21 protein-coding genes are annotated in these 21275 nt (G+C 71.5%); 7 read left to right on the plus strand and 14 right to left on the minus strand.

The features are described from left to right. Positions 1 to 5 precede the first annotated feature (5 nt). Positions 6 to 764, plus strand: coding sequence for a CDP-alcohol phosphatidyltransferase family protein (locus MUY22_RS06780; RefSeq protein WP_247058214.1), 759 nt, complete (start codon positions 6 to 8; stop codon positions 762 to 764). Positions 765 to 847: 83 nt separating this feature from the next. On the opposite strand, the gene ligD is transcribed toward MUY22_RS06780, so the two are convergent. Genes ligD through MUY22_RS06795 form a run of 3 tightly spaced genes read right to left on the minus strand, consistent with a single transcriptional unit; the run spans position 848 to position 4786 of the window. After that, positions 848 to 1804, minus strand: coding sequence for a non-homologous end-joining DNA ligase (gene ligD / locus MUY22_RS06785; protein WP_247058215.1), 957 nt, complete (start codon positions 1802 to 1804; stop codon positions 848 to 850). Between the two features lie 52 nt (positions 1805 to 1856). Beyond that, entirely contained in the window at positions 1857 to 3422 is a 1566-nt protein-coding gene (locus tag MUY22_RS06790) for a hypothetical protein (protein ID WP_247058216.1), read from the minus strand. A 56-nt stretch (positions 3423 to 3478) separates the two neighbouring features. Then, positions 3479 to 4786 (minus strand): FAD-binding oxidoreductase, encoded by a 1308-nt coding sequence (locus MUY22_RS06795; protein WP_247063692.1) that lies wholly within the window; start codon positions 4784 to 4786, stop codon positions 3479 to 3481. A 92-nt stretch (positions 4787 to 4878) separates the two neighbouring features. On the opposite strand from MUY22_RS06795, the gene MUY22_RS06800 reads away from it, so the two are divergent. Further along, positions 4879 to 5784, plus strand: a complete 906-nt coding sequence (locus tag MUY22_RS06800) for a LysR family transcriptional regulator (protein WP_247058217.1) — start codon at positions 4879 to 4881, stop codon at positions 5782 to 5784. 56 nt (positions 5785 to 5840) lie between these two features. After that, positions 5841 to 7016: an acyltransferase gene (locus MUY22_RS06805; protein ID WP_247058218.1), complete on the plus strand. Its 1176-nt coding sequence runs from the start codon at positions 5841 to 5843 to the stop codon at positions 7014 to 7016. On the opposite strand, the gene MUY22_RS06810 is transcribed toward MUY22_RS06805, so the two are convergent. Continuing rightward, positions 7013 to 7408: a nitroreductase family deazaflavin-dependent oxidoreductase gene (locus tag MUY22_RS06810; protein WP_247063699.1), complete on the minus strand. Its 396-nt coding sequence runs from the start codon at positions 7406 to 7408 to the stop codon at positions 7013 to 7015. The genes MUY22_RS06805 and MUY22_RS06810 overlap by 4 nt on opposite strands. A 145-nt stretch (positions 7409 to 7553) precedes the next feature. On the opposite strand from MUY22_RS06810, the gene MUY22_RS06815 reads away from it, so the two are divergent. Further along, positions 7554 to 8018 (plus strand): MarR family winged helix-turn-helix transcriptional regulator, encoded by a 465-nt coding sequence (locus MUY22_RS06815; protein WP_247058219.1) that lies wholly within the window; start codon positions 7554 to 7556, stop codon positions 8016 to 8018. A 1-nt stretch (position 8019) separates the two neighbouring features. On the opposite strand, the gene MUY22_RS06820 is transcribed toward MUY22_RS06815, so the two are convergent. Genes MUY22_RS06820 through MUY22_RS06830 form a run of 3 tightly spaced genes read right to left on the minus strand, consistent with a single transcriptional unit; the run spans position 8020 to position 9908 of the window. Then, positions 8020 to 8379: a PLDc N-terminal domain-containing protein gene (locus MUY22_RS06820; RefSeq protein WP_247058222.1), complete on the minus strand. Its 360-nt coding sequence runs from the start codon at positions 8377 to 8379 to the stop codon at positions 8020 to 8022. A 37-nt stretch (positions 8380 to 8416) separates the two neighbouring features. After that, positions 8417 to 9187, minus strand: coding sequence for a cytochrome P450 (locus MUY22_RS06825; RefSeq protein WP_247058224.1), 771 nt, complete (start codon positions 9185 to 9187; stop codon positions 8417 to 8419). Positions 9188 to 9230: 43 nt separating this feature from the next. Then, the gene (locus MUY22_RS06830) at positions 9231 to 9908 is read right to left on the minus strand and encodes a GNAT family N-acetyltransferase (RefSeq protein ID WP_247058226.1); all 678 of its coding nucleotides are present in this window, start codon (positions 9906 to 9908) and stop codon (positions 9231 to 9233) included. 276 nt (positions 9909 to 10184) lie between these two features. Here MUY22_RS06830 and MUY22_RS06835 point away from each other — a divergent pair, with 276 nt between their 5' ends. Next, positions 10185 to 11039, plus strand: a complete 855-nt coding sequence (locus MUY22_RS06835) for a PaaX family transcriptional regulator C-terminal domain-containing protein (RefSeq protein ID WP_247058228.1) — start codon at positions 10185 to 10187, stop codon at positions 11037 to 11039. On the opposite strand, the gene MUY22_RS06840 is transcribed toward MUY22_RS06835, so the two are convergent. Further along, complete coding sequence (locus MUY22_RS06840; RefSeq protein WP_247058230.1) at positions 11026 to 11421, minus strand: RidA family protein; 396 nt, start codon at positions 11419 to 11421, stop codon at positions 11026 to 11028. The two genes, MUY22_RS06835 and MUY22_RS06840, sit on opposite strands and share 14 nt — an antisense overlap. A gap of 66 nt (positions 11422 to 11487) precedes the next feature. On the opposite strand from MUY22_RS06840, the gene MUY22_RS06845 reads away from it, so the two are divergent. Both MUY22_RS06845 and MUY22_RS06850 read left to right on the plus strand, forming a co-directional pair. Beyond that, entirely contained in the window at positions 11488 to 13830 is a 2343-nt protein-coding gene (locus MUY22_RS06845) for a bifunctional salicylyl-CoA 5-hydroxylase/oxidoreductase (RefSeq protein WP_247058231.1), read from the plus strand. Continuing rightward, complete coding sequence (locus MUY22_RS06850) at positions 13827 to 14981, plus strand: acyl-CoA dehydrogenase family protein (RefSeq protein ID WP_247058232.1); 1155 nt, start codon at positions 13827 to 13829, stop codon at positions 14979 to 14981. The genes MUY22_RS06845 and MUY22_RS06850 overlap by 4 nt, the downstream gene beginning before the upstream one ends. Here MUY22_RS06850 and MUY22_RS06855 read toward each other — a convergent pair. The 6 genes from MUY22_RS06855 to MUY22_RS06880 all read right to left on the minus strand — a co-directional run bounded on the left by MUY22_RS06855 (position 14938) and on the right by MUY22_RS06880 (position 21229). Continuing rightward, complete coding sequence (locus MUY22_RS06855) at positions 14938 to 15567, minus strand: DUF2306 domain-containing protein (RefSeq protein WP_371827658.1); 630 nt, start codon at positions 15565 to 15567, stop codon at positions 14938 to 14940. The two genes, MUY22_RS06850 and MUY22_RS06855, sit on opposite strands and share 44 nt — an antisense overlap. Before the next feature lie 231 nt (positions 15568 to 15798). After that, positions 15799 to 17202 carry a GH1 family beta-glucosidase gene (locus MUY22_RS06860; protein ID WP_247058234.1) on the minus strand — a complete coding sequence of 468 codons (1404 nt, stop codon included), beginning with the start codon at positions 17200 to 17202 and terminating at the stop codon, positions 15799 to 15801. 41 nt (positions 17203 to 17243) lie between these two features. Continuing rightward, positions 17244 to 18236: an ABC transporter ATP-binding protein gene (locus MUY22_RS06865; RefSeq protein ID WP_247058236.1), complete on the minus strand. Its 993-nt coding sequence runs from the start codon at positions 18234 to 18236 to the stop codon at positions 17244 to 17246. Then, entirely contained in the window at positions 18233 to 19228 is a 996-nt protein-coding gene (locus tag MUY22_RS06870) for an ABC transporter permease (RefSeq protein WP_247058238.1), read from the minus strand. The genes MUY22_RS06865 and MUY22_RS06870 overlap by 4 nt, the downstream gene beginning before the upstream one ends. 1 nt (position 19229) lies before the next feature. Further along, entirely contained in the window at positions 19230 to 20210 is a 981-nt protein-coding gene (locus tag MUY22_RS06875) for an ABC transporter permease (protein WP_247058240.1), read from the minus strand. Next, positions 20207 to 21229, minus strand: a complete 1023-nt coding sequence (locus tag MUY22_RS06880) for an ABC transporter ATP-binding protein (protein WP_371827659.1) — start codon at positions 21227 to 21229, stop codon at positions 20207 to 20209. The genes MUY22_RS06875 and MUY22_RS06880 overlap by 4 nt, the downstream gene beginning before the upstream one ends. Positions 21230 to 21275: the final 46 nt, after the last annotated feature.

Below are 21275 nucleotides of genomic sequence, written 5' to 3' on the forward strand. Positions count from 1 at the left end.
GGACGATGATCAAGCACGGACTTCTCCTACGCGCGGCGGTGCCGGCGTGGGTGCTCACCGCCGGGGCCGTCGCCGGTGGCCTCGCGCCGATCGCCTGGGCGACCGGGCTCGTGTTCGGCCTCGCGCTGGTGCTGCTGACGGGCTGGGGCCTGCGACGAACCGGCCGCGGGGGCTTCGGTCCGGCGGACTGGATCACCTTCGCCCGGGCGACGCTCGTCGGCTCCGCCGCGGAACTGATCGCGGACGCCCACCAGCCGATCGCGTGGCTGGTCGCGCTGATCGCCGTCGCCCTGGCCCTGGACGGCGTCGACGGCCAGGTCGCCCGCCGCACCGGGACGACGTCGGAGTTCGGCGCGCGCTTCGACATGGAGGTCGACGCGTTCCTGATCCTGCTGCTGTGCGTCCAGGTGTCGGAGAAGCTCGGCCTGTGGGTGCTGGCGATCGGCCTGATGCGCTACGCGTTCGTCGCGGCGTCGTGGGCGATGCCGTGGCTGACGGCGCCGCTGTACCCGAGCATGGCCCGCAAGACGGTGGCCGCGGTCCAGGGCGTGGTCTTGGTGGTCGCGGTGTCGGAGATCCTGCCGGTGGCGTGGACGTTCGCGGCGGTGGTCTTCGCGCTGACGTCGCTGGTCTGGTCGTTCGGCCGCGACGTCGTCTGGCTGGCCCGGACGCGCGTCCAGGCGGCGAGCCCGGCCCCGATCGTGGTCCTCACCCGCCGCCTCGGCCACGGCACCGCGCTGCCGGGCCACAACCAGGCCGCTTAGCCGCTGGTTCCAAGTCCGTGAATGCCACATTGAGGGACATAGCGTCCCTCAATGTGGCATTCACGGACTTGGGCGAACCCGGGTCAGCCCGACTCGCGGGCGGCCTTGGCGCGGCGCTTGCCTTCGTGCATCGCGGCCACCCGGGCGACCGGGATCGTGTGGCCCTCCTCGACCAGGTCCGCCGGCAGCACGAACGGCTCCGGCATCTCCGCCGTCCACGGGTCGCCGTCGGCGAGCAGGCCCGGCGCGGTGTGGACCGTGAAGTCCGACGGCTTCACGCCGTCCAGGTCGGCCCAGCGGACCGGGAACGACACCGGCGCGCCCGGGCGGTTGCGGGGGCTGTAGACGCAGACGACCGTGCCGCCGCCGGAGCGGGTCGAGTCCAGGAAGACCTTGCCGTCACGGCGGTCCTTGACGAACTCCGTCGTGCCGCGCGCGGGGTCGATGCGCTCAGCGCGGGCCGCCACCGCCCGCGTGGCCGCCGCGATGTCTTCGGTCGACTGGCCCGGGGCGAGCGGGACGAAGACGTGCAGCCCCTTCGAACCACTGGTCTTGACGGCGCCGTCGAGGCCGTCGGCCTGCAGCGCCTCGCGCACCAGCTTCGCGGCGTCGATCGCCAGCGTGAACGGGCCTTCCTCCGGCGGGTCGAGGTCGAGGACGAGGTGCGTCGGCCCGGTCGTGGGCTCGCCGCGGAAGAGCGTCACGTGGTACTCGATCGCCCGCTGGTTGCCGAACCAGATCAGCGTGCGCAGGTCGTTGCCGAGCGCGTAGATGACTTCGCGGCGCGAGCGGTCGGCCCACAGCGGCATCCGCTCGACCCAGTCCGGCGTGTACTTCGGCAGGTTCTTCTGCATGAACGGCCCCTGGCCGCGCAGCACCCGCACCACCGACAACGGCCGGTCGCGCAGCTCCGGCACCATCCGGTCGGCGACCGCTTCGAGGTAGTCGAGCATCTCGCGCTTGGTGGCCCCCGCACCGGGGAAGACCTCCTGGTCGAGACTGCTCAGCTTCACGCCGTGACGGAGCTCATCGCTGCTCATCGGCCCACCTTCGCCCGCGCGCGCGAAGCGGTCAACTCGTTGCGAGCCTTCCTCAGAACGGCAGCTGCGAGCGGAGCCGGTCCAGCCAGCGGTCGACGGTGTCCTCCGGCCGCCCCGGGTCGTTGGCCCGTCCGGCGGCGTCGGCCTCCTGCCGGACGTGCTGCCCGATCGTGTCCGCGTACCGCGGCAGCGCGAAGACGTCCTGCCAGTAACCGGCGCGCATCTCGACGGCTGCGACCTGCTGGTAGCCCGCGGTCCCCTGCGCGAAGTCGAAGCCGTAGCGGATGCCGGACGGCTCCGGGCCGTTCGCGGTCACCACGATCACCGTCGGCCGCGCCTGCGTGACGACCTGGGTCGGGTTGGCGCCGTGGGAGATCGCCGCGTCGTTGAGGCCGATGTAGTCGATCGACTGCCAGCCGCTGTAGTACGGGATCGCGCCGGCGTCGGTGACGGCGAGGCTGCGGGCCGGCGCCGGGACGTCGGCTTCGGCCAGCCCCTTGCCGATCGCGATGTGCGCGCGCTGCAGGTCGGGACCGTAGTTCGCGATCACGCCCAGGTCGGGCGCGCTCGCTCCGGCGACGGCGGACCAGCCGACGGCCACCAGCCCGAGCAGGGCACCCACGAGACGCGGCGCCAGCGTCCCGGCGGCGATCCCGGCGCCCAGGCACAGCACGGGGATCGCGTGGTCGGCGAAGCGGTCGAGGTAGTCCATGGTCGGCCCGGACACCGCGTACGTCAGATACGTGACCGCCACCGTCACCACGAGCAGCGCGCCGATCGCGCGTGTTGCCCGGCGCAGCAGCAGCGAGAGCGTCAGCAGCAGGAGCGGGAGCAGCAGCAGTGTCGTGTGCTTGGTCCACACCCAGCCGGAGTCGAGGTTGCCGAACTTGACGTAGAAGGTGTTCGGCAGCAGCTGGCCGTAGAACCGCCAGCGCCACACGAAGTACACCGCGCCGACGACCGCCGCGCCGCCGGTCCACCACCAGCGGGCCGCACCGCGTTCGCGCCAGAACCACAGGGCCACCACGGGCAGCGCGGCGAGCACGCCTTCGGGCCGGAGCATGCCGAGCAGGAGCAGCAGGACCGGCGGCTCCCACACGCGCACGCGTTCGTTCGCCGGCACCCGCAGGCCGAGCACGACGACGCGCAGCAGCACCGCGGCGAACGCGGCCGTCTCCAGCCCGGCGGTGATGTGGAAGTAGGTCGGCAGGAACACGACGTACGCACCCGCGCCGACCAGCACACCGGTGAGCCCCGCGCGGCGGTGGCCTTCGCGGATGAGCAGGTACAGCGTCCCCAGGCCGAGCAGCAGCGAAGTCACCTTGGTGAACAGCGGCAGCGCCAGCCCGAGCCACGCGCCGAGCCCGGACCAGACGACCCAGGCGAAGTTCGTGAAGCCCTCGACGCGCGGGCCGTCGACGTTCCACACCGGGCCGTGCCCGGCCGCGAAGTTCGCCGAGTAGCGGAAGCTGATGAACGCGTCGTCGATCGTCAGGAACCACGCGGCCCAGGCACCGACGAGGAACACGGCCAGCAGGAGCACCGAGACGACGACCGGGGGCCGGCGGCGGGCGGGCGCGGTCACCGGTGGCTCGACGTCCGCCTCGATCGCCGTCATGGAATCCCCTCGGATGGCTGGTGCCGACCCGGCACTGTAACCGGGCGCTTCCGACATCAAGCACCGAAGGTGGCCTTCGGGTCGTACTCGCGCTTCAGCTCGCGCAACCGCCGCAGGTCGCCCGCCGGGTAGACGCTCTCGGCGACCTCCGCCGGGTCGTGCTCGCCGTACACGAACGGCAGCAGCCGCCCGCTCGACCACGGCGTCAGCGCGTCGAACAGCTTCGCGTGTGCCCGCCGGACCGGCTCGATCCCGGCCTCGACCACGGAAAGCGCCCGGACGACGAACTCCGCCGCGCTGTCCCAGCCGACGCCTGGCACCGCGGGCGGCCGGGTGAGCGCGCCGCCCAGCCGGTCGACGATCAGCACGGTGCCGACGTCCGCGCCCGGGCCCGCGTGCTCGACGATCGCGTCGAGCATGGCGTCGTTGAGCTGGGTGACCGTCGCGTTGGTGCCGTGGTAGCCGTGCGGGTGCGGCGGCTCGGCCGCGATCGAGCCGGACTCGCGGAACGGCATCGGCTTCAGCGTGTCCAGCAACGCGGGCGCCGCGGCCCGCAGCGGCGCGACGAGGTCGTCACCGCCGTCGCCGAGGTAGGCGACCCGGACGTGCGCGATGTGCTTGCCGCGCAACGGTTCCGGCACCATCGGCAGGTCGGGGTACGGGATCATCGCGAGTGACGTCGTCAGCGTGTCGGGCGCGCTCGACGCCCACGTGCGCCAGGCCCGCAGCACCGCGGGGATGTCCTCGGTGCCGAAGTAGAGGCCGCCGCCGTACAGCTCGGTGACCGGGACCAGGCCGATCTCCAGCGCGGTCACGATGCCGAAGTCCGCCCGGCCGCCGCGCAACGCCCAGAACAGGTCCGAACCCGCCTCGACGTGCCGCACCGAGCCGTCGGCGGTCACGACGTCGATCGCGCGCACGTGGTCGGCGGCGCGGCCGTACTTCCGCGCCATCAGGCCGAAGCCGCCGCTGAGGGTGTAACCGACGACGCCGACGTCCGGCGACGAGCCGCTGAGCGGGGCGAGCCCGTGCTTCGCGGCGGCTTCGAGCACCGCGCCCCAGCGGACCCCGGCCTCGACGCGGGCGGTGCCGGCCTCGGCGTCGACTTCCACGCCGGTCAGCCGGCGGGTGCTGATCAGCAGCCCGTCGGTGCCCGCGGTCAGGCCGTGCCCGGTGGCCTGCACGGTGACGCGCAGGCCGTGGGCCGCGGCGAACCGGACGGCGGTGACGACGTCGGCGGCGGTCTCGGCGCCGACGACCACGGCGGGCCGGCTGGTGACGGCGAGCTGGAAGCCGGCGACCTCGTCGGCGTAGCCGTCTTGGCCCGGCTCGAAGACCTGGCCGGTGAGCGGGGTGACGTCCATCGTGAACTCCTCCTTCGGTGCTCCGTCCACCTTCGATCCGCGACGATCAGAAGTCCAAGATCTGGTTGGTATCCCAGCTAGAATCAGTGCTTATGGAACTGCACCAGCTCGCGTACTTCGTCGCCGTCGCGGAGGAGGGCAGCTTCACGCGCGCGGCGGAGCGGATGCACGTCGCCCAGCCCGGGGTGAGTGCGCAGATCCGGCGGCTCGAGCGCGAGCTGGGCCAGGAGCTGCTGGAGCGCTCCGGCCGCACCGTCCGGCTCACCGACGTCGGCGCGGCCGCGCTGCCGCACGCCCGGGCCGCGCTCGCGGCGGTGCAGGGCGTGCGCGAAGCCGTCGACGAGCTGGCCGGGCTGGTCCGCGGCCAGGTCGCGCTCGGCGCCGTGACGTCGGCGGGCCCGGTCGGGCTGCCGGACCTGCTTGCCGGGTTCCACGAGCGCTACCCGGCGGTGGAGATCACGCTGGCCGAGGCCAACTCCGACACGATGCTGACGGCGTTGCGGGAGGGCCGGCTCGACCTGGCGATCGTCGGCCTCGCGGCCGAGCCGCCGCCGGGCATCGCGACGCAGGTGCTGATCGACGAGCCGTTCCTGGCCGTCACGGCGCCGTCGGGTCCGCTGGCCGGCCGCGCGGAGGTCGCGCCGGCCGACCTGGCCGGACCGCCGCTGATGGCCCTGCCGAAGGGCACCGGCCTGCGCACGGCGCTGGACCGGGCCTTCGCGGCCGAAGGGCTGACGCCGCGGATCGCGTTCGAGGCGGCGGACCCGAACGTGCTGGTGCAGCTGGCGGTGCGCGGCCTCGGCGTGGCGGTGGTGCCGGAGTCACTGGCCCGCTACCACGAGGGTGACGTGCGGGTGCTCGGCATCGTCCGGCCGCGGCTGCGCGGGGTGCTGGCCCTGGCGTGGCGCGCGGAGGGCCCGATCGGCCCGGCGGCCCGCGCCCTGATCGCGTTCGCCCGGACGCACCTGCCCCGCCCCACTCGGCCGGGGCGTCCGTAGCCACGCCCTATACTCGCCCCCGACTGTGACACTGATGGGGGAACGTCTTGCGCACGATGAGCCATGAGGACTACCTCGGCAGCCGGCGCTTCCCCGGGCTCGACGGCCTGCGCGCGCTGGCCGCGACGATGGTCATCTTCTTCCACTTCGGCGGCCCGAAGTGGGGCTGGCTGTCGGGCTGGGTCGGCGTCTACATCTTCTTCGTGCTGTCCGGCTTCCTGATCACGACGCTGCTGCTGCGCGAGCAGGACCGCACCGGCCGGATCTCGCTGTCGAACTTCTACATCCGGCGTGTCTTCCGGATCCTGCCGCCGTACCTGGTGATCCTCGGCGGGATCGTCGCGTTCGTCGTGCTGCGCGGCGAGTTCCACGCCCGCGACTTCCCGAACGCGCTGAAGTTCTACCTGACGTTCCTCAACGAGTTCCTGCCGTCGTTCACCAACGGCACGGACAACTTCTTCAGCGGTTCGTGGACGCTGGGCATCGAGGAGAAGTTCTACCTGGTCTGGCCATTCCTGCTGGTCGCGATCGGGATCGGCGCGGCCAAGCGCAAGTTCGTGCTGGTCGGCGTGGCGATGGTCACGCTGCTGGCCTTGGTCCCGCTGACCACCGGCGGCTGGATCCTCGGCGATTCGAAGGTCGCGATCTACCGCTCGACCATCCACTACTTCATCCTGGCCAGCGGCTGCCTGCTGGCGATCCTGCTGCACTACCGCCGCGGGTACGCGCTGCTGAAGCCGCTGACGCACCCGCTGGCCGCGATCCCGATCGTCGCCGCGTTCGGCCTGCTGCACACGAACCTCGACACCCTGTGGAACGAGACGCGGCAGAACCTGCTGCTGCTCGTGGGGTACACGGTGCTGACGATGCTGCTGCTGATCGTCCTGGTCAGCCCGGGCCCGCTGCGCTGGCTGCTCGGCACGGCGCCGATGCGCTTCGTCGGCGAGCGGTCGTACTCGCTCTACCTGCTGCAGGGCCCGGTGCACTTCGCCGTCGTCCAGGCGGTGCCGGGGCTCGTGGTGAACCGCACGGTCACGGCGTTGACGGTGTTCCTGGTCGGCCTGGCGATCGCGGACCTGATCCACCGCTGGGTGGAGAAGCCGCTGATCGACGTCGGCAAGCGGCTCATCACGCGCAAGGAGGCCCGGCGCGAGGAGCGGGAGGCCGTCGAGCAGCCTGCCGAGCCTCGCGTCGAGCCGTCCCCGGCGTCGGCGAAGACGCCGGTTTCCTAGCGCTCCAGGACGATGATCGGGATGATCCGGTCGGTCTTCTTCTCGTAGTCGGCGAAGCCCTCGGCGTGGGCGACCATGCCCGCGTACAGGCGGTCGCGCTCGGCGCGGTCGGCGATCACGGTGGCCGTCGCCTCGAACTTCTCGGTGCCGACCTCGAGCGTCACCTTCGGGTTCGCGACCAGGTTGTGGAACCACGCCGGGTTCTTCGGCGCGCCACCCATGGACGCGGCGATCACCAGGCGGTCGCCGTCGCGGGTGTAGACCAGCGGGGACAGGCGCTCTTCGCCGCTCTTCGCCCCGATCGTCGTGAGAAGCAGCACGTTCTTGCCCTCGAACATGCCGCCGACGACACCCTCGTTCGCGCGGAACTCCTCGGCGACCCCCTTGTTCATCGCGCGAACTTCGGTCAAACCCGGAACCTCGGACGTCATCTCAACCCCTGTTTCTTGCCGGTACGCTCGATCGGTGCCCCGAGGTAGGCTCGGGAGCGGTCGAAGCGTTTGTTTTGCAAACAAAGCTACCGACGGGAGGAGTGCGATGTCAACGGAAGCCGGGCCGAGTGTCGAGGACGGCGTGCGGCAGCTCCTCTTGCTCATGCCGCGCCTGGTCGGCCGGGCGAAGCGCACTCCGGTCCCCGACGAGCTCAACGGCTGCACGCTGGCGCCGCGGCACCTCTCGCTGCTGTCCTACCTGCTCTTCGACGGCCCGATGACGGTCACCGAGCTGGCCGGCCGCCTGGAGGTGGCGCCGACGACGGCGAGCCTGATGGTCGGCGACCTCAGCCGCCAGGGCGTGCTGAACCGCGCCGAAGACCCCGCCGACCGCCGCCGCACGATCGTCAGCATCCAGCCGGACAAGCGCCCGGCCGTCGACGCCTGGCTGGCCCGCGGCGCGCAAGCGTGGAGCAACGCGCTCACGCCGTTGACGCCGGCCGAGCGCAAGCTGGTGATCTCGACGCTGGAGGCCTACGAACGCGGCTCCTGCGAAGGCCCCGCCTGCTAGCTCAGGCGTCGCTGCCCTTCTCGCGCGCCAGCTTCCGCTGCGCTTCGGCGCGCTCGCGGCACTTGCGGAGGAACTCCTCGTCGTCGTCCGCGCTGGTCGCCGCGAACCGGCCCGGCCGGTCGTACTCCGGGAACGCGGGCGCGGTGCGCTCGTAGCGGCCGGTGGCGCGCGACACCTGCTGCGGCCGCCCCGCGACCAGCCAGACGATCGACCCGACCAGCGGCACCAGCAGCACGAGCAGCAGCCACAACGTCTTCGGCAGGTTGCGGCACGACGACTCGTCCGTGGTGATCACGTCGACCAGGCAGAAGATCCACAGCCCGAGCGTGACGAAGCCGAGCAGCCCATCCATGTACAGCAAATTCCGGCCTTCCCCCAGAGAAATGAACGCGGTAGTTCTAGCAGAGGCCACCGGCGGAACTTCCGCGGGTCACCCGCAGTACTCGGGGCATCCGGAGATTCGGCGACGACACCCACGCCGTTTCCGCTTCTGTCAGGCGGAAACCCCGCAACGCCCGGAGAACCCCGGTCGCGAGGGCGATCGCGTGCGCCGGCCCCGGGCACTCGCGCGGTCCGGCACCGAACGGCGTCCCGGTGAGTTCGACGGAGACGTCCTCGCCGTCGACGCGGCGGCGCGTGCGCAGCACCGGCGGGTCGGCCAGCAGCTCGCCCGGTTTTCCGGCCAGCCGCGCGGAAAGCGCGTTGCCGATCAGGCCGGCGGTGGCGTCGCAGGCCTGGACGAGCAGCCCGATCCGGGCGGCCGTCTCTTCGCCGGCTCCCCCGCACACCTCGACCAGCCGTCCCATCGCCGCTTCCGCCGCATCGGACGGCGTGACGTGCGGGTGGTACGCGGCCGCGACTTCCGTCACCTCCGCCGAGACGTCCGGCAGCCCGAGCGCCTCCGCGAGCACGCCGACCGGCACCGGCCGGGCGATCACGGCCATCACGTCGACGTCTTCAACTGACTCCACGATCCGCTGGGTCCACGCAAAAGCCTTGTCCCGCAACGCTTTCTCGTCGATCCCAGCGAGCAGCGACACGGCGAGGGCGCGCCGCCGGACGTGGTCGGCGCCGTTGCTGAAACGGGCGACGGACGCGCGCAGCCAGGCGACGCCACCGGGCGGGACGTCGGCGGGAACGGGTGGCACCGGGGCGGTCAGCTGGGTCATGCGGTGACCGTAGGCGCGGGAAACGTCGGCGCCCGCCGAAGTTTCAGAGCGCCGACGTCGCCGGGAACCAGGTCGCCTGCGGGCCGGCGCAGCGCGTCACCCGCGGGACGGCGTGCTCGAACCACCAGGCCTCGGTGACGCGGCCGTCGGGCAGCCGGTAGGTCGGCGGGCCGGCGACGCGGGCGAGCCCCGCGGCCTGCAGCGACCGCGCGCTCGCGACGTTGCCGACCTCCGCGCCGGCACGCACCCGCGGCAGGCCGAGGTGGTCGTGCGCCAGGACGAGCCCGGTGGCGAAGAGCGTCCGGCCGATCCCGCGGCCGCGGTAGTCGGGGGCGAGGTAGCCGCCGGTCTCCGGCCCGCCGTCCTCGCCGGTGTGCACGCTGACCAGCCCGACGCACCGGCCGGCCTCGAGGTCGATCATCACCAGGTCGATCGACTGCGGATCGGGCGACACCCAGTCCGGCCCGGTACCGGGCACGACGCGCAACGCGTCCGCCCGGGCCCCCCGCGCGACGATGGAGTCGCGCTGCCAGCCGAGCCACCGCTGCGCGGCCGGATCACTCCCACAGGCGACGGCGGCGGCGTACTCCCAGGCGGTGGGCGTCCGGAACAGGAAGCGCCCGGAGCGCACCACATGGCCGGACCGGTCGCAGGCCCGCTTGGACATCAGGCGCCCGCGCCGGCTGAGCCGGTCGAAGATCCCCTTGGTGGCTGGCAGCATCGCGGCAAAATCGTAGCGGAGTGGTCCGCGCGGCAGTGGTCATCACGGCCAGGACGCGGCTCCGGCCGCCGGCACCTACGCCTGGAGTGCTCCCGTTCTTCCGGCGCGGCTCGCGAATCGCGGCGGCCGTCCGCCCGAGTGGTCGTCGCGGCTCCGGCCGCCGCCGGCACCTCGCGCCGAACCTGGCCGCCGGGGCCGCGTCATCGCCCCAGGCTCCCGCAGCATCGCGGCGAAATCGTAGCGGAGCCGTCGGCGGCCGGTTGTTATTGTGACCCGATGACGGCCGTACCCGAGGCGACCGACCTGGACGGCTCCGGCCGTGCGGCCCAGCCTCGTCAGCTCATCGTGACGGTGTACGGCCTCTATTCGCGCACCGAAGGCGGCTGGCTCTCCGTCGCGTCGCTGATCGATCTGCTGGCCGCCGTCGGGGTCGACGAGCCCGCCGTGCGCTCGTCGATCTCCCGGCTGAAGCGGCGCGGGATCCTCGAGGCCGTGCGTCGCAACGCCACCGCGGGCTACGAGCTGTCCGACGACGCCCGCGGGATCCTGCGCGAGGGCGACGAGCGGATCTTCCGCCGGGAGCGCGCGACCCCGGCCGACGGCTGGTTGCTCGCGGTGTTCTCGGTGCCCGAGACCGAGCGGCACAAGCGTCACCTGCTGCGCACCCAGCTCGCCCGGATGGGCTTCGGCACCGCCGCCTCGGGCGTCTGGATCGCGCCCGCGCACCTGCACGACGTCACGGCCGAGGCGCTGACCCGCCTCGGCCTCGCCGGGTACGCCGACCTCTTCCGGGCCGACCACCTGGCCTTCGGCGACGTCGCGGCGAAGGTCCGCGACTGGTGGGACCTCGACCGGCTCGACGAGCTGTACACGACGTTCCTCGACGAGCACGGCCCGGCGCTGCGGCGCTGGCAGCGGCGCAAGTCCGTCGCCGACGAAGAGGCCTTCGGCGACTACGTCCGCGTGCTCACCGGCTGGCGGCGGATGCCCTACCTCGACCCCGGCCTGCCCGCGGAGTTCCTGCCGCGCGACTGGTCGGGCATCCGCGCGGCCGAGCTGTTCTTCGAGCTGCACGCCCGGCTGGAGGACCCGGCCCGTGCGTACGTCTCGAAGGCGATCAACCTCGGCTGACGACCGCGAAGCCCTGGACCTCGACCAGGGCCTCTTCGTCCCACAGCCGGTCGACGCCGATGCCGGCCATCGCCGGGTACTCGGTGCCCGCCAGGCGCCGCCAGACCGCGCCGATCTCGCGTGCGTGCGCCCGGTAGCCGGCCATGTCGACGATGTAGATCGTCACGCTGCAGAGGTCCGCGGGTGCGCCGCCGGCCGCGCGCAGCGACGTCAGCAGGTTGCCCAGCGCGCGTTCGAACTGCTCGACGACGCCGTCGCCGACGATCCGGTTCGACGCGTCCAGCGCGGTCTGGCCGGCGAGGAAGACGACGCGCCCCTCGGCGACCACCGCGTGCGAGAACCCGGACGGCTTGCCCAGCTCCGGCGGGTTGATGCGTTCCATGCGGACACGGTAGCCCATCTTTCGCCTCATTGACGGTCGTACGCATAACGACATACCCTGGACGGCGTGCGTATCGCGGTCATCGGCGGCGGCCCGGCGGGCCTGTACTTCGCCGCGCTGACGAAACAGCTCGGCCCGGGTCACGACATCACCGTCTGGGAGCGCAACGCGCCCGACGACACCTTCGGCTTCGGCGTGGTGTTCTCGGACGAGACGCTCGGCGGGATCGAGCACGCCGACGCGGCCGTGCACCAGGCCATGCGCGCCGAGTTCGCCCGCTGGGACGACATCGACGTCCACTACCGCGGCACCGTCACGACCTCGGGCGGCCACGGCTTCGCCGCGATGAGCCGCAAGCGCCTGCTCGGCATCCTGCAGAACCGCTGCGCCGAGCTCGGCGTCGAGCTGCGTTTCCGCGAAGAGGCGCCGGTCGACTTGTCGGCCTACGACCTGGTCATCGCCGCCGACGGCGTCAACTCCGCGGTCCGCGCGAAGCACGCCGAGCGCTTCCGGCCGAGCGTCGAGACGCGCCGGTGCCGCTACATCTGGCTCGGCACGGACCTGGTGTTCGACGCCTTCAAGTTCTACGTCCTCGAGACGCCGGCCGGCATCATGCAGATCCACGGCTACCCGTACGGCCGCGAGGGCAGCACGTTCATCCTCGAGGTGCAGGAGGACGTCTGGCAGCGGACGTTCGCCCCCGTCGCGGCAACCTCGCTCAAGCCCGGCGAGAGCGACGAGAACTCGATCTCGCTGATCCGCGAACTCTGCGCCGACGTCCTGCAGGGTCACGGCGTCCTTGCGAACAACTCGAAGTGGGTCACGTTCGGCACCGTGCGCTGCGAGACCTGGGTGCACGGCAACGTCGTCCTCCTCGGCGACGCCGCGCACACCGCGCACTTCTCGATCGGCTCCGGCACGAAGCTGGCGATGGAGGACGCGCTCGCGCTGGCCGCGTGCCTGCACGAAAACGCGGGGGTCGCGGAGGCGCTCAAGGCGTACGAGCTGGAACGGCGGCCGGTCGTGACGTCGACCCAGCGCGCCGCGCAGGCCAGCCTGGAGTGGTTCGAGAACATCGCGCAGTACGCCCACCAGGACCCGCCGCAGTTCGCGTTCAACATCCTGACGCGCAGCCGCCGCGTCACCTACGACAACCTCCGCCTGCGCGACCCGGAGTTCGCCGCCGAGCTGGACCACTGGTTCGCGCGCTCGCTCGGCACGACGTCGCGGCCGCCGATGTTCCAGCCGTTCAGGCTCGGCGAGCTGGAGCTGCCCAACCGGATCATCGTGTCGCCGATGGACATGTACTCCGCGGTGGACGGTGTCCCGGGCGACTTCCACCTGGTGCACCTGGGCAGCAAGGCCCTCGGCGGCGCCGGGCTGGTGATGACGGAGATGGTCTGCGTCTCGCCCGAAGGCCGGATCACGCCCGGCTGCGGCGGCCTCTACACGGCCGAGCAGGAAGCCGGGTGGAAGCGGGTCGTCGACTTCGTGCACACCCAGTCGTCCGCTCGCATCGGCGTCCAGTTAGGACATTCGGGCCGCAAAGGTTCGACAAAGCTCATGTGGGACGGCATCGACGAGCCGCTGCCGTCGGACAACTGGGAAGTCTGCGGACCTTCAGCGCTGCCGTACTCCGAGCGAAACCAGGTCCCCCGTGAACTGTCCACAGCGGACATGACGGCGATCCGGGACGAGTTCGTCGCGTGCGCCGAAGCCGCCGCCCGCGCCGGGTTCGACGTCCTCGAACTGCACTGCGCGCACGGCTACCTGCTGTCCTCGTTCCTTTCACCCCTGACGAACCAGCGGACCGACGGCTACGGCGGCTCGCTGGAGAACCGGCTGCGCTTCCCGCTCGAAGTCTTCGACGCGGTCCGTGCGGTGTGGCCCGCCGAGCGGCCGATGACCGTCCGGATCTCGGCGACCGACTGGGCGGACGGCGGCATCGACGCCGACGAAGCCGTCGAGATCGCGCGCGCCTTCGCTTCCCACGGGGCCAACGGCATCGACGTCTCGACCGGCCAGGTCGTGTGCGACGAGAAGCCGCAGTACGGCCGCAGCTACCAGACGCCGTACGCCGACCGGATCCGCAACGAGATCGGGCAGGAGTACGGCGTCGCGGTGATCGCCGTCGGCGCGATCTCGTCGTACGACGACGTGAACTCGCTGATCCTGGCCGGCCGCGCGGACCTGTGCGCGCTGGGCCGCACACACCTCTACGATCCACAGTGGACGTTGCACGCGGCGGCCGAGCAGGGTTATCCGATCGCCTGGCCGAAGCAGTTCGCCGCGGGCAACCGCAAGCCGCAGACCGGCCGCAGTGACGGCCCGGAACCGCGGCTGGACCTCGTCCGGTCGGGCCCGGCCGGTACCGCCCACGCCCGCTGGCGACCGGAAGGCGACCGATGACTTTCACCCTGGACGCGGACCAGCTCGCCTTCGCGGCGGACGTCCGGAAGCTGGCCGAGGAGCAGCTGCGCCCGCTCGCCGAGTCCGGTGTGGCGGGTGCGGTCAACCGCCCGCTGCTCAAGGCGATGGGCGCGCTCGGCCTGCTGGCGCGGCTCTTCCCCGGCGTCGCCGACGGAAAGCCGTCACGCCAGGCCGCCGCGACGGACCTGTGCATCCTGCGCGAGAACCTCGCGACGGTCAGCACCGAGGCCGAGACGGCGCTGGCGTTGCAGGGCCTGGGAAGTTACCCGATCCTGCAGTCCGGACAGGACGATCAGGTCGCGAAGTGGCTGCCCGCGGTGGCGGCCGGCGACGCCGTGGCGGCGTTCGCGCTGACCGAGCCGGACGCCGGTTCGGACGCCGCCGCGCTCTCGCTGAAAGCCGAACCCGACGGCGACGGCTGGCGGCTCACCGGCGAGAAGATGTGGATCTCCAACGCGCCCCAGGCCGACTTCTACACGGTGTTCGCGCGGACCACCGAAGGCGCGGGCTCTCGCGGCGTCAGCGCGTTCGTCGTCCCCGGCGACCGCCCGGGCCTGGGTGGCGAGCACCTGGACCTGGTCAGCCCGCACCCGATCGGCACCGTCACGTTCGACGGCGTCGAGGTCCGGCGCGAAGAGCTGCTCGGCGAACAGAACCGCGGGTTCGCCGTCGCGATGCGGACCCTGGACCTGTTCCGGCCCAGCGTCGGCGCGTTCGCCGTCGGGATGGCGCAGGCCGCGCTGGACGCCACTGTGGACTACACCGGGCAGCGCGAAGCCTTTGGTGGACCGCTGATCAAGCAGCAGGCGGTCGCGCACGCGCTGGCGGAGATGGCGACGCGCACCGAAGCCGCCCGGCTGCTGGTCTACGCGGCAGCGGGCGCGTACGACGCGGGCGAGCGGAACCTCGGCGGCCGCGCGGCGATGGCGAAGCTGTTCGCCACCGAGGCCGCCCAGTTCGTCGTCGACTCGGCGGTCCAGCTGCACGGCGCCCGGGCCCTGCGGCGCGGGCACCTGCTGGAGCACCTCTACCGCGAGGTCCGCGCGCCGCGCATCTACGAAGGAGCGTCGGAGATCCAGCGGACGATCATCGCGCGGTGGCTGGCTTCCGCTCGAGCCACCACTGGCTGAAGACGAGCGCGATCGCCACACCGCCCCAGGACGAGATCGCCGCGACGCTCTGGGAGTAGGCCAGCTCGCTGCCGCCGAACGTGGTCGGGATCTGCGGCTCCAGCACGACCATCGCGATCGGCGTGATCAGCCGGTTGACGATGATGGAGAACGTCAGCGACACACTGCGGATCATCCACTTGCGGTGGTCGCCGAAGCGCCGTTCGCGCACCGCGCGCCAGCCGGCGAAGGTGCAGCCCAGCCAGAGCAGCGCCGCGACGATGTCACTGACCCGCGTCGTGGGCCCGAAGGGGCTCTGCGAACCGATGGTCAGCGCCATCACCCCGGACGGCAGCACGCCGGCGAAGACGTACGCGCGGCCGGCGTAACGGTGGAAAACGGGGTACGTCCGGCGCAGCCACGGCCAGATCTGCAGCACGGCGCCCACCATGGCGACGGATCCGAAGATCACGTGGGCGACGAGGAACCAGTAGTGCGCCGGGAAACCGCCCGGCTGCGGCACCCGCGACCGCGCGGGATCGAAGGCGAGGTACGGCGGCAGCGAGAAGGCCAGGAACGCGAGCACGAGCAACGCGAGCGGCCCGATCCACGGCCGTCGCCACCACGGCGGCCGCTGCGGTGGCGCGGGTCTGATTTCGGTCCGGACACTCATGGTTCCCCCAAGGGTCGGCTACGCGTACGAAACTAGGGAAACCCCCCGAACCGGACCATGGGGCCCACCACCGCCACCCTGGTGGGGCCCGCCTTACCGCCGAAAAGCCGTGAAGGCCTCCTTACCGGCCATAAGAGCCGGTAAGGAGGCCTTCACGGACGTCGCTCAGCTGCCGCGGACCCGGCGGACCGTGTCGCGGTAGAAGAGGCCGCTCTGCTTCACCGTGCGCTCCTGCGTCTCGTAGTCCACCCGGATCAGGCCGAACCGCTTCGCGTAGCCGTAGGCCCACTCGAAGTTGTCCAAAAGGGACCAGGCGAAGTAGCCCCGGACGTCCGCGCCCGCGTTGCGCGCCGCCGCCACCGCGGCGATGTGCGAGGCCAGGTACGCCGTGCGCTGCTCGTCGCGGACGAAGCCGCTCGAGTCCGGGTCGTCGTCGAACGCCGAGCCGTTCTCGGTGATGTACATCGGGACGCCCGGGTAGTCGCGGCCCAGCCGGGTCAGCAGCTCGGTGAACTTGTCCGGCAGGATCTCCCAGCCCATCGCCGTCGTCGGCTCGCCGAACGGCACCGTGCGGGACGTCGGGACGCCGTCCGAGTCGACCGCGCTGCCCTGCTCGTCGACGCCGGAGAACTGCTGGCCGAAGTAGTAGTTGACGCCCAGGAAGTCCAGCGGTGTCGAAATCACCGAAAGGTCGCCGTCCTGCACCGGCAGCTTGACACCGCGCGCGGCCAGGTCCTCGACCACGTCCTCCGGGTACTCCCCGCGCACCAGCGGGTCCAGGTAGATCCGGACGCCCAGGCCGTCCGCCTGCCGCGCCGCGCGAACGTCTTCCGGTGCGTCGGTCGCCGGGTCGGCGGTGCACATGTTCAGCGTGATGCCGAACTCCGTGTCCGCCGGCGCGGCCTCACGCATCCGCTGCGTCGCCAGGCCGTGGCCCAGCAGCAGGTGGTGCACCGCGTGCAGCCCGGCCGCGTAGTCCCGGCGGCCCGGCGCCATCACGCCGTGCACGTACCCGTGCATCGCCGAGCACCACGGCTCGTTCAACGTCGTCCAGTGCCGCACGCGGTCCTTGAGCCGGTCGAACACCAGCATCGCGTAGTCCGCGAAGCGGTACGCCGTGTCGCGCGCCGGCCAGCCGCCCGCGTCTTCGAGCTCCTGCGGCAGGTCCCAGTGGTAGAGCGTCAGCCACGGCGTGATGCCCTTGCCGAGCGTCTCGTCGACCAGCCGGTCGTAGAACCCGATGCCCGCCTCGTTGACCGGGCCGCGGCCGCGCGGCTGGATCCGGGGCCACGCCACGGAGAACCGGTAGGTGTCCGCGCCCAGCTCACTGACCAGCCCGATGTCCTCGGGCATCCGGTGGTAGTGGTCGCAGGCGATGTCACCGTTGTCATTGTTGTCGATCGCCCACGGGACCTGGCAGAAAGTGTCCCAAATGGACGGTGTGCGCCCGTCTTCGGAGACCGCTCCTTCGATCTGGTACGCGGCGGTGGCCACGCCCCAGCGGAAGTCCGGCGGCAGGCTGTCGATCAACGCCTGCTGCTGCGCGGTCGCGGCTGTGGTCTCGGTCAAGGCGGCTCTCCTCCAGTGGTACCGGACAGGACGGGCGACGTTCAGGGGGTTGCGACGGGGTGCAGGAAACACGCCACTTCGCGCGACGCGTCGCCGCCGGGCAGGCCCAGCACGGGGATCTTCGAGTCGCACGGCTCGAAGGCCTTGGGGCACCGCGGGTGGAACGCGCAGCCGGCCGGCATGCCCCGCGTGTCCGGCGGTGAACCCGGGATCCCGCTGAGCTCGCGTCGCGGACCCCGCAGCGCGGGGAACGAGTTCAGCAGGCCGTAGCTGTACGGGTGCAGCGCGTCCCGGTAGAGCGCCGACGCCGGGGCCTGTTCGACGATCCGGCCGCCGTACATGATCGCGATCCGGTCGGAGAACTCGACCAGCAGCGAAAGGTCGTGCGTGATGAACAGGACCGAGAAGCCCAGCCGTTCACGCAGTTCCACGAGCTGGCCGAGGATCTGGCGCTGCATCACGACGTCGAGCGCGGTGGTCGGCTCGTCCATGATGACCACGCGCGGTTCGAGCGCCAGCGCCATCGCGATCATGACGCGCTGGCGCATGCCGCCCGAGAGCTGGTGCGGGTAGGCCTCCAGCCGGTCGGCCGAGATGCCGACCAGCTTCAGCAGCTCCTTCGCCCGGGCCACCCGCCCGGCGCGGGTCGTGTCCGGCTCGTGCGCCTTGATGACGTCGACGAGCTGGGTGACGACCTTGTGCACCGGGTTCAGCGAGTTCATCGCACCCTGGAACACGATCGACGTCTCGGCCCAGCGGAAGTCGCGCAGCTGCTTGTGGGTCAGCTTCAGGACGTCGTACGGTTCGGCGTTCTCGGGGTGGTAGATCACCTCGCCGCCGCGGATCACGCCCGGCGGTGCGAGCAGCCGCGTCAGCCCGTAGGCCAAAGTGGACTTCCCGCTGCCGCTTTCCCCGGCCAGGCCGAGGACTTCGCCGCGGTTGAGCGTCAGGTGCACGTCGCGCACCGCGCGCACGGCCTCGTCGCCGACGCCGTAGTCGACGTCGAGGCCCTTGATCTCCAGGACCGGTGTCATGATGCCTGTTCCTCCCGCCCGAGCACGGGCGTGAAGCCCACTCGCATGTGCTGCGTGCGTCCGTGGATGTCCTTCACCTTCGCTTTGCCGCTGCCGCGCAGCCGCGGGCTGACGAACTCGTCGATGCCGAAGTTCAGCAGGGACAGCGCGGTGCCGAGGACGGCGATCGCCAACCCGGCCGGCACGAACCACCACCAGGCGCCCTGGGCCAGCGCCTGCTGGCTCTGCGCCCAGAACAGGATCGTGCCCCAGTTCCAGTTCGAAAAGCTCGAGACGCCGACGAACGCCAGCGTGATCTCCGACATCACGCCGAAGATCACCGTGCCGACGAAGCTGGACGCGATCACCGCCGTCAGGTTCGGCAGGATCTCGAAGAAGATGATCCGCCACGTCGACTCGCCGGTGGCGCGCGCCGCTTCGACGTACTCCCGGCCTCTCAGCGAAAGGGTCTGCGCACGAAGGACTCGCGCCCCCCACGCCCACGACGTGAACCCGATGACCACCGCCACCAGGTAGTCACCACCGCTCGGCAGCGCGCTGCCGATGATGATGATCAGCGGCAGCGCCGGGATCACGAGGAACACATTGGACAGTGCGGAGAGTCCTTCGCCCGGTGTCCCGCCGAGGTAACCGGACGTGACGCCGACGATGACCGCGAGGATCGTCGCCACGACGCCGGCGGTCAGCCCGACGAGCATGACGCTGCGGGTGCCGACCAGGACCTGGCTGAAGATGTCCTGGCCGAGGTGCGTGGTGCCGAACCAGTGCCGCCCCGACGGCCCTTCGAGCAGGTCGTTGCTGCGGGCCGACGGGTCGAACGGCGCGATCCACTCACCGATCACCGCGATGATCAGGAAGAACACGATGACGCTGAGCCCGGTGATCGTCTTGCCGCCGGTGAGGAACCGGAACCGGCGCCGCTTGGCGCGTCCGGCGATGGCGTCGACCGGGAGGGCCTGGGCGGCCTTGACGTCCGCTGCTGGTACCGCCATGTCAGCCCGCCTTCCGGGTCCGCGGGTCGAGCGCGAGGTAGGCGACGTCCGCGAGGAGGTTCGCCACCAGCACCGACAGCGTGATGATCAGGAAGATGCCCTGCATCAGCGGGTAGTCCTGCGAGCCGACCGCCTGGAACAGCTCGAAGCCGACCCCGGGGTAGGAGAAGACGATCTCCACGAGCAGCGTGCCGCCGACGATGAACCCGAGCGCCAGCGCGAACCCGGAGACGCTCGGCAGCAGCGCGTTGCGCGCCGCGTAACCGACCGCGACCCGGCGTTCGGACAGGCCCTTGGCGTGCGCGACGGTGACGTAGTCCTCCGACGCGACGGTCACCATCATGTTGCGCATGCCCAGGATCCAGCTGCCCATCGAGCTGATCAGGATGGTGATCGCGGGCAGCAGGCTGTGCTGGATCGCGCTGCCGATGAAGTCGGGGTCCCAGCCGGGGATCAGGCCGGGGTCGTACCCGCCGGACGACGGGAAGAAGCTCCCCGGCCCGGCCAGCAGCGTCAGGGCGATCAGGCCGAGCCAGAAGTACGGCACCGACGAGAGGAACGTCGTCACCGGGAGCAGGCCGTCGACCCACGAACCGCGCTTCCAGCCGGCGACCACGCCGAGGCCGGTGCCGATCAGAAAGCCGATGATCGTGGTGATGCCGACGAGGATGATCGTCCACGGCAGACTGTCGCCGAGCACCTCGGTGACCGGCGTCGGGAAGAACGTGAACGACAGCCCGAGGTCACCGCGGAAGAGCTGGGCCCAGTAGTGGAAGTACTGGGTCACCATGCTTTCGTTCTTGTCCAGCCCGAAGAGGACGTACAGGGACTGGATCGCGTCGGCGCTGAGCGTGCCCTGGTTCTTCGTGATCAGCGACTGCACCGGGTCACCCGGGATCAGCCGCGGGATGAAGAAGTTGATGGTGACGGCGGCCCACGCCGTGAAGAGGTAGAAGGCCAGCCGTTGCAGCAGGTACCTCATCGGGCGGCCCCGTCGTACAGCCAGCACGCGGCCCAGTGGCCGGGCGCGTCGTCGACCTCGAACCGCGGCGGCAGGTCGGTCTTGCAGCGTTCCATCGCGACCGGGCAGCGCGGGTGGAACCGGCAGCCGGACGGCGGGTCGATCAGGCTCGGCGGCTCGCCGGCCCCGCGTTCGACGGGCACCTCACCGGGTGCGAGGTCGCTGTCCCCGGCGGCGACCTGGAGCCGGTCGGGGTCGGGCGCGGATTCGATGAGCAGGCGCGTGTAAGGGTGCGCCGGGCGCTGCGTGATCGTCTCGCTGTCGCCGCCTTCGACCATCCGGCCGGCGTACATCACCATCGTCTCGTCGGCGAAGTAGCGCGCCGACGCGATGTCGTGCGTGATGTAGAGGATCGCGAGGTGCAGGCGTTCCTTGAGGTCCCGCAACAGGTTCAGCACACCGAGCCGGATGGAGACGTCCAGCATGGACACCGGCTCGTCGGCCAGCAGGGCCTCCGGGTCGGCGCCCAGGGCCCGCGCGATCGCGACGCGCTGGCGCTGCCCGCCGGACAGCTCGTGCGGGAACTTGTCGATGTAGCGCTCGGGCGGCGTCATCTGCACGCGCAGGAGCAGGTCGTGCAGCGCCTGCTCCAGGTCGTCGCCGGCCCGGCCGTGGATCTTCAGCGCCCGCGTCAGGTGGTACCGGACGGTGTGCACCGGGTTCAGCGACGCGAACGGGTCCTGGAAGATCATCTGCACCCGGCGGCAGTAGGCCCGGAACGCCTTGCCGTGCCGCACGTTCACGGTCTCGCCGTGCAGCCGGATGTCGCCGCCGGTGCGCGGGTAGAGCCCCGCGAGCAGCCGCGCGACGCTCGACTTGCCCGAGCCGGACTCGCCGACCAGAGCGGTGACCCGCCCCCGCCGCAACGTCAGGGAGACGTCGTCGACGGCCTGGACGGCGCGGCGCGGGCCGGTGAGCCCGGCGCGTCCCTTGCGCCGCACCGGGAAGTGCTTGGTCAGGCCCTCCGCCTCGAGGACCACCGCACCGGGGGTTTCCCCCTCCGATCCGGCCGCGGCCGGATCGGAG

Origin of the sequence: Amycolatopsis sp. WQ 127309 (genome assembly GCF_023023025.1) — a bacterium.
Classification (GTDB): Bacteria; Actinomycetota; Actinomycetes; order Mycobacteriales; family Pseudonocardiaceae; genus Amycolatopsis.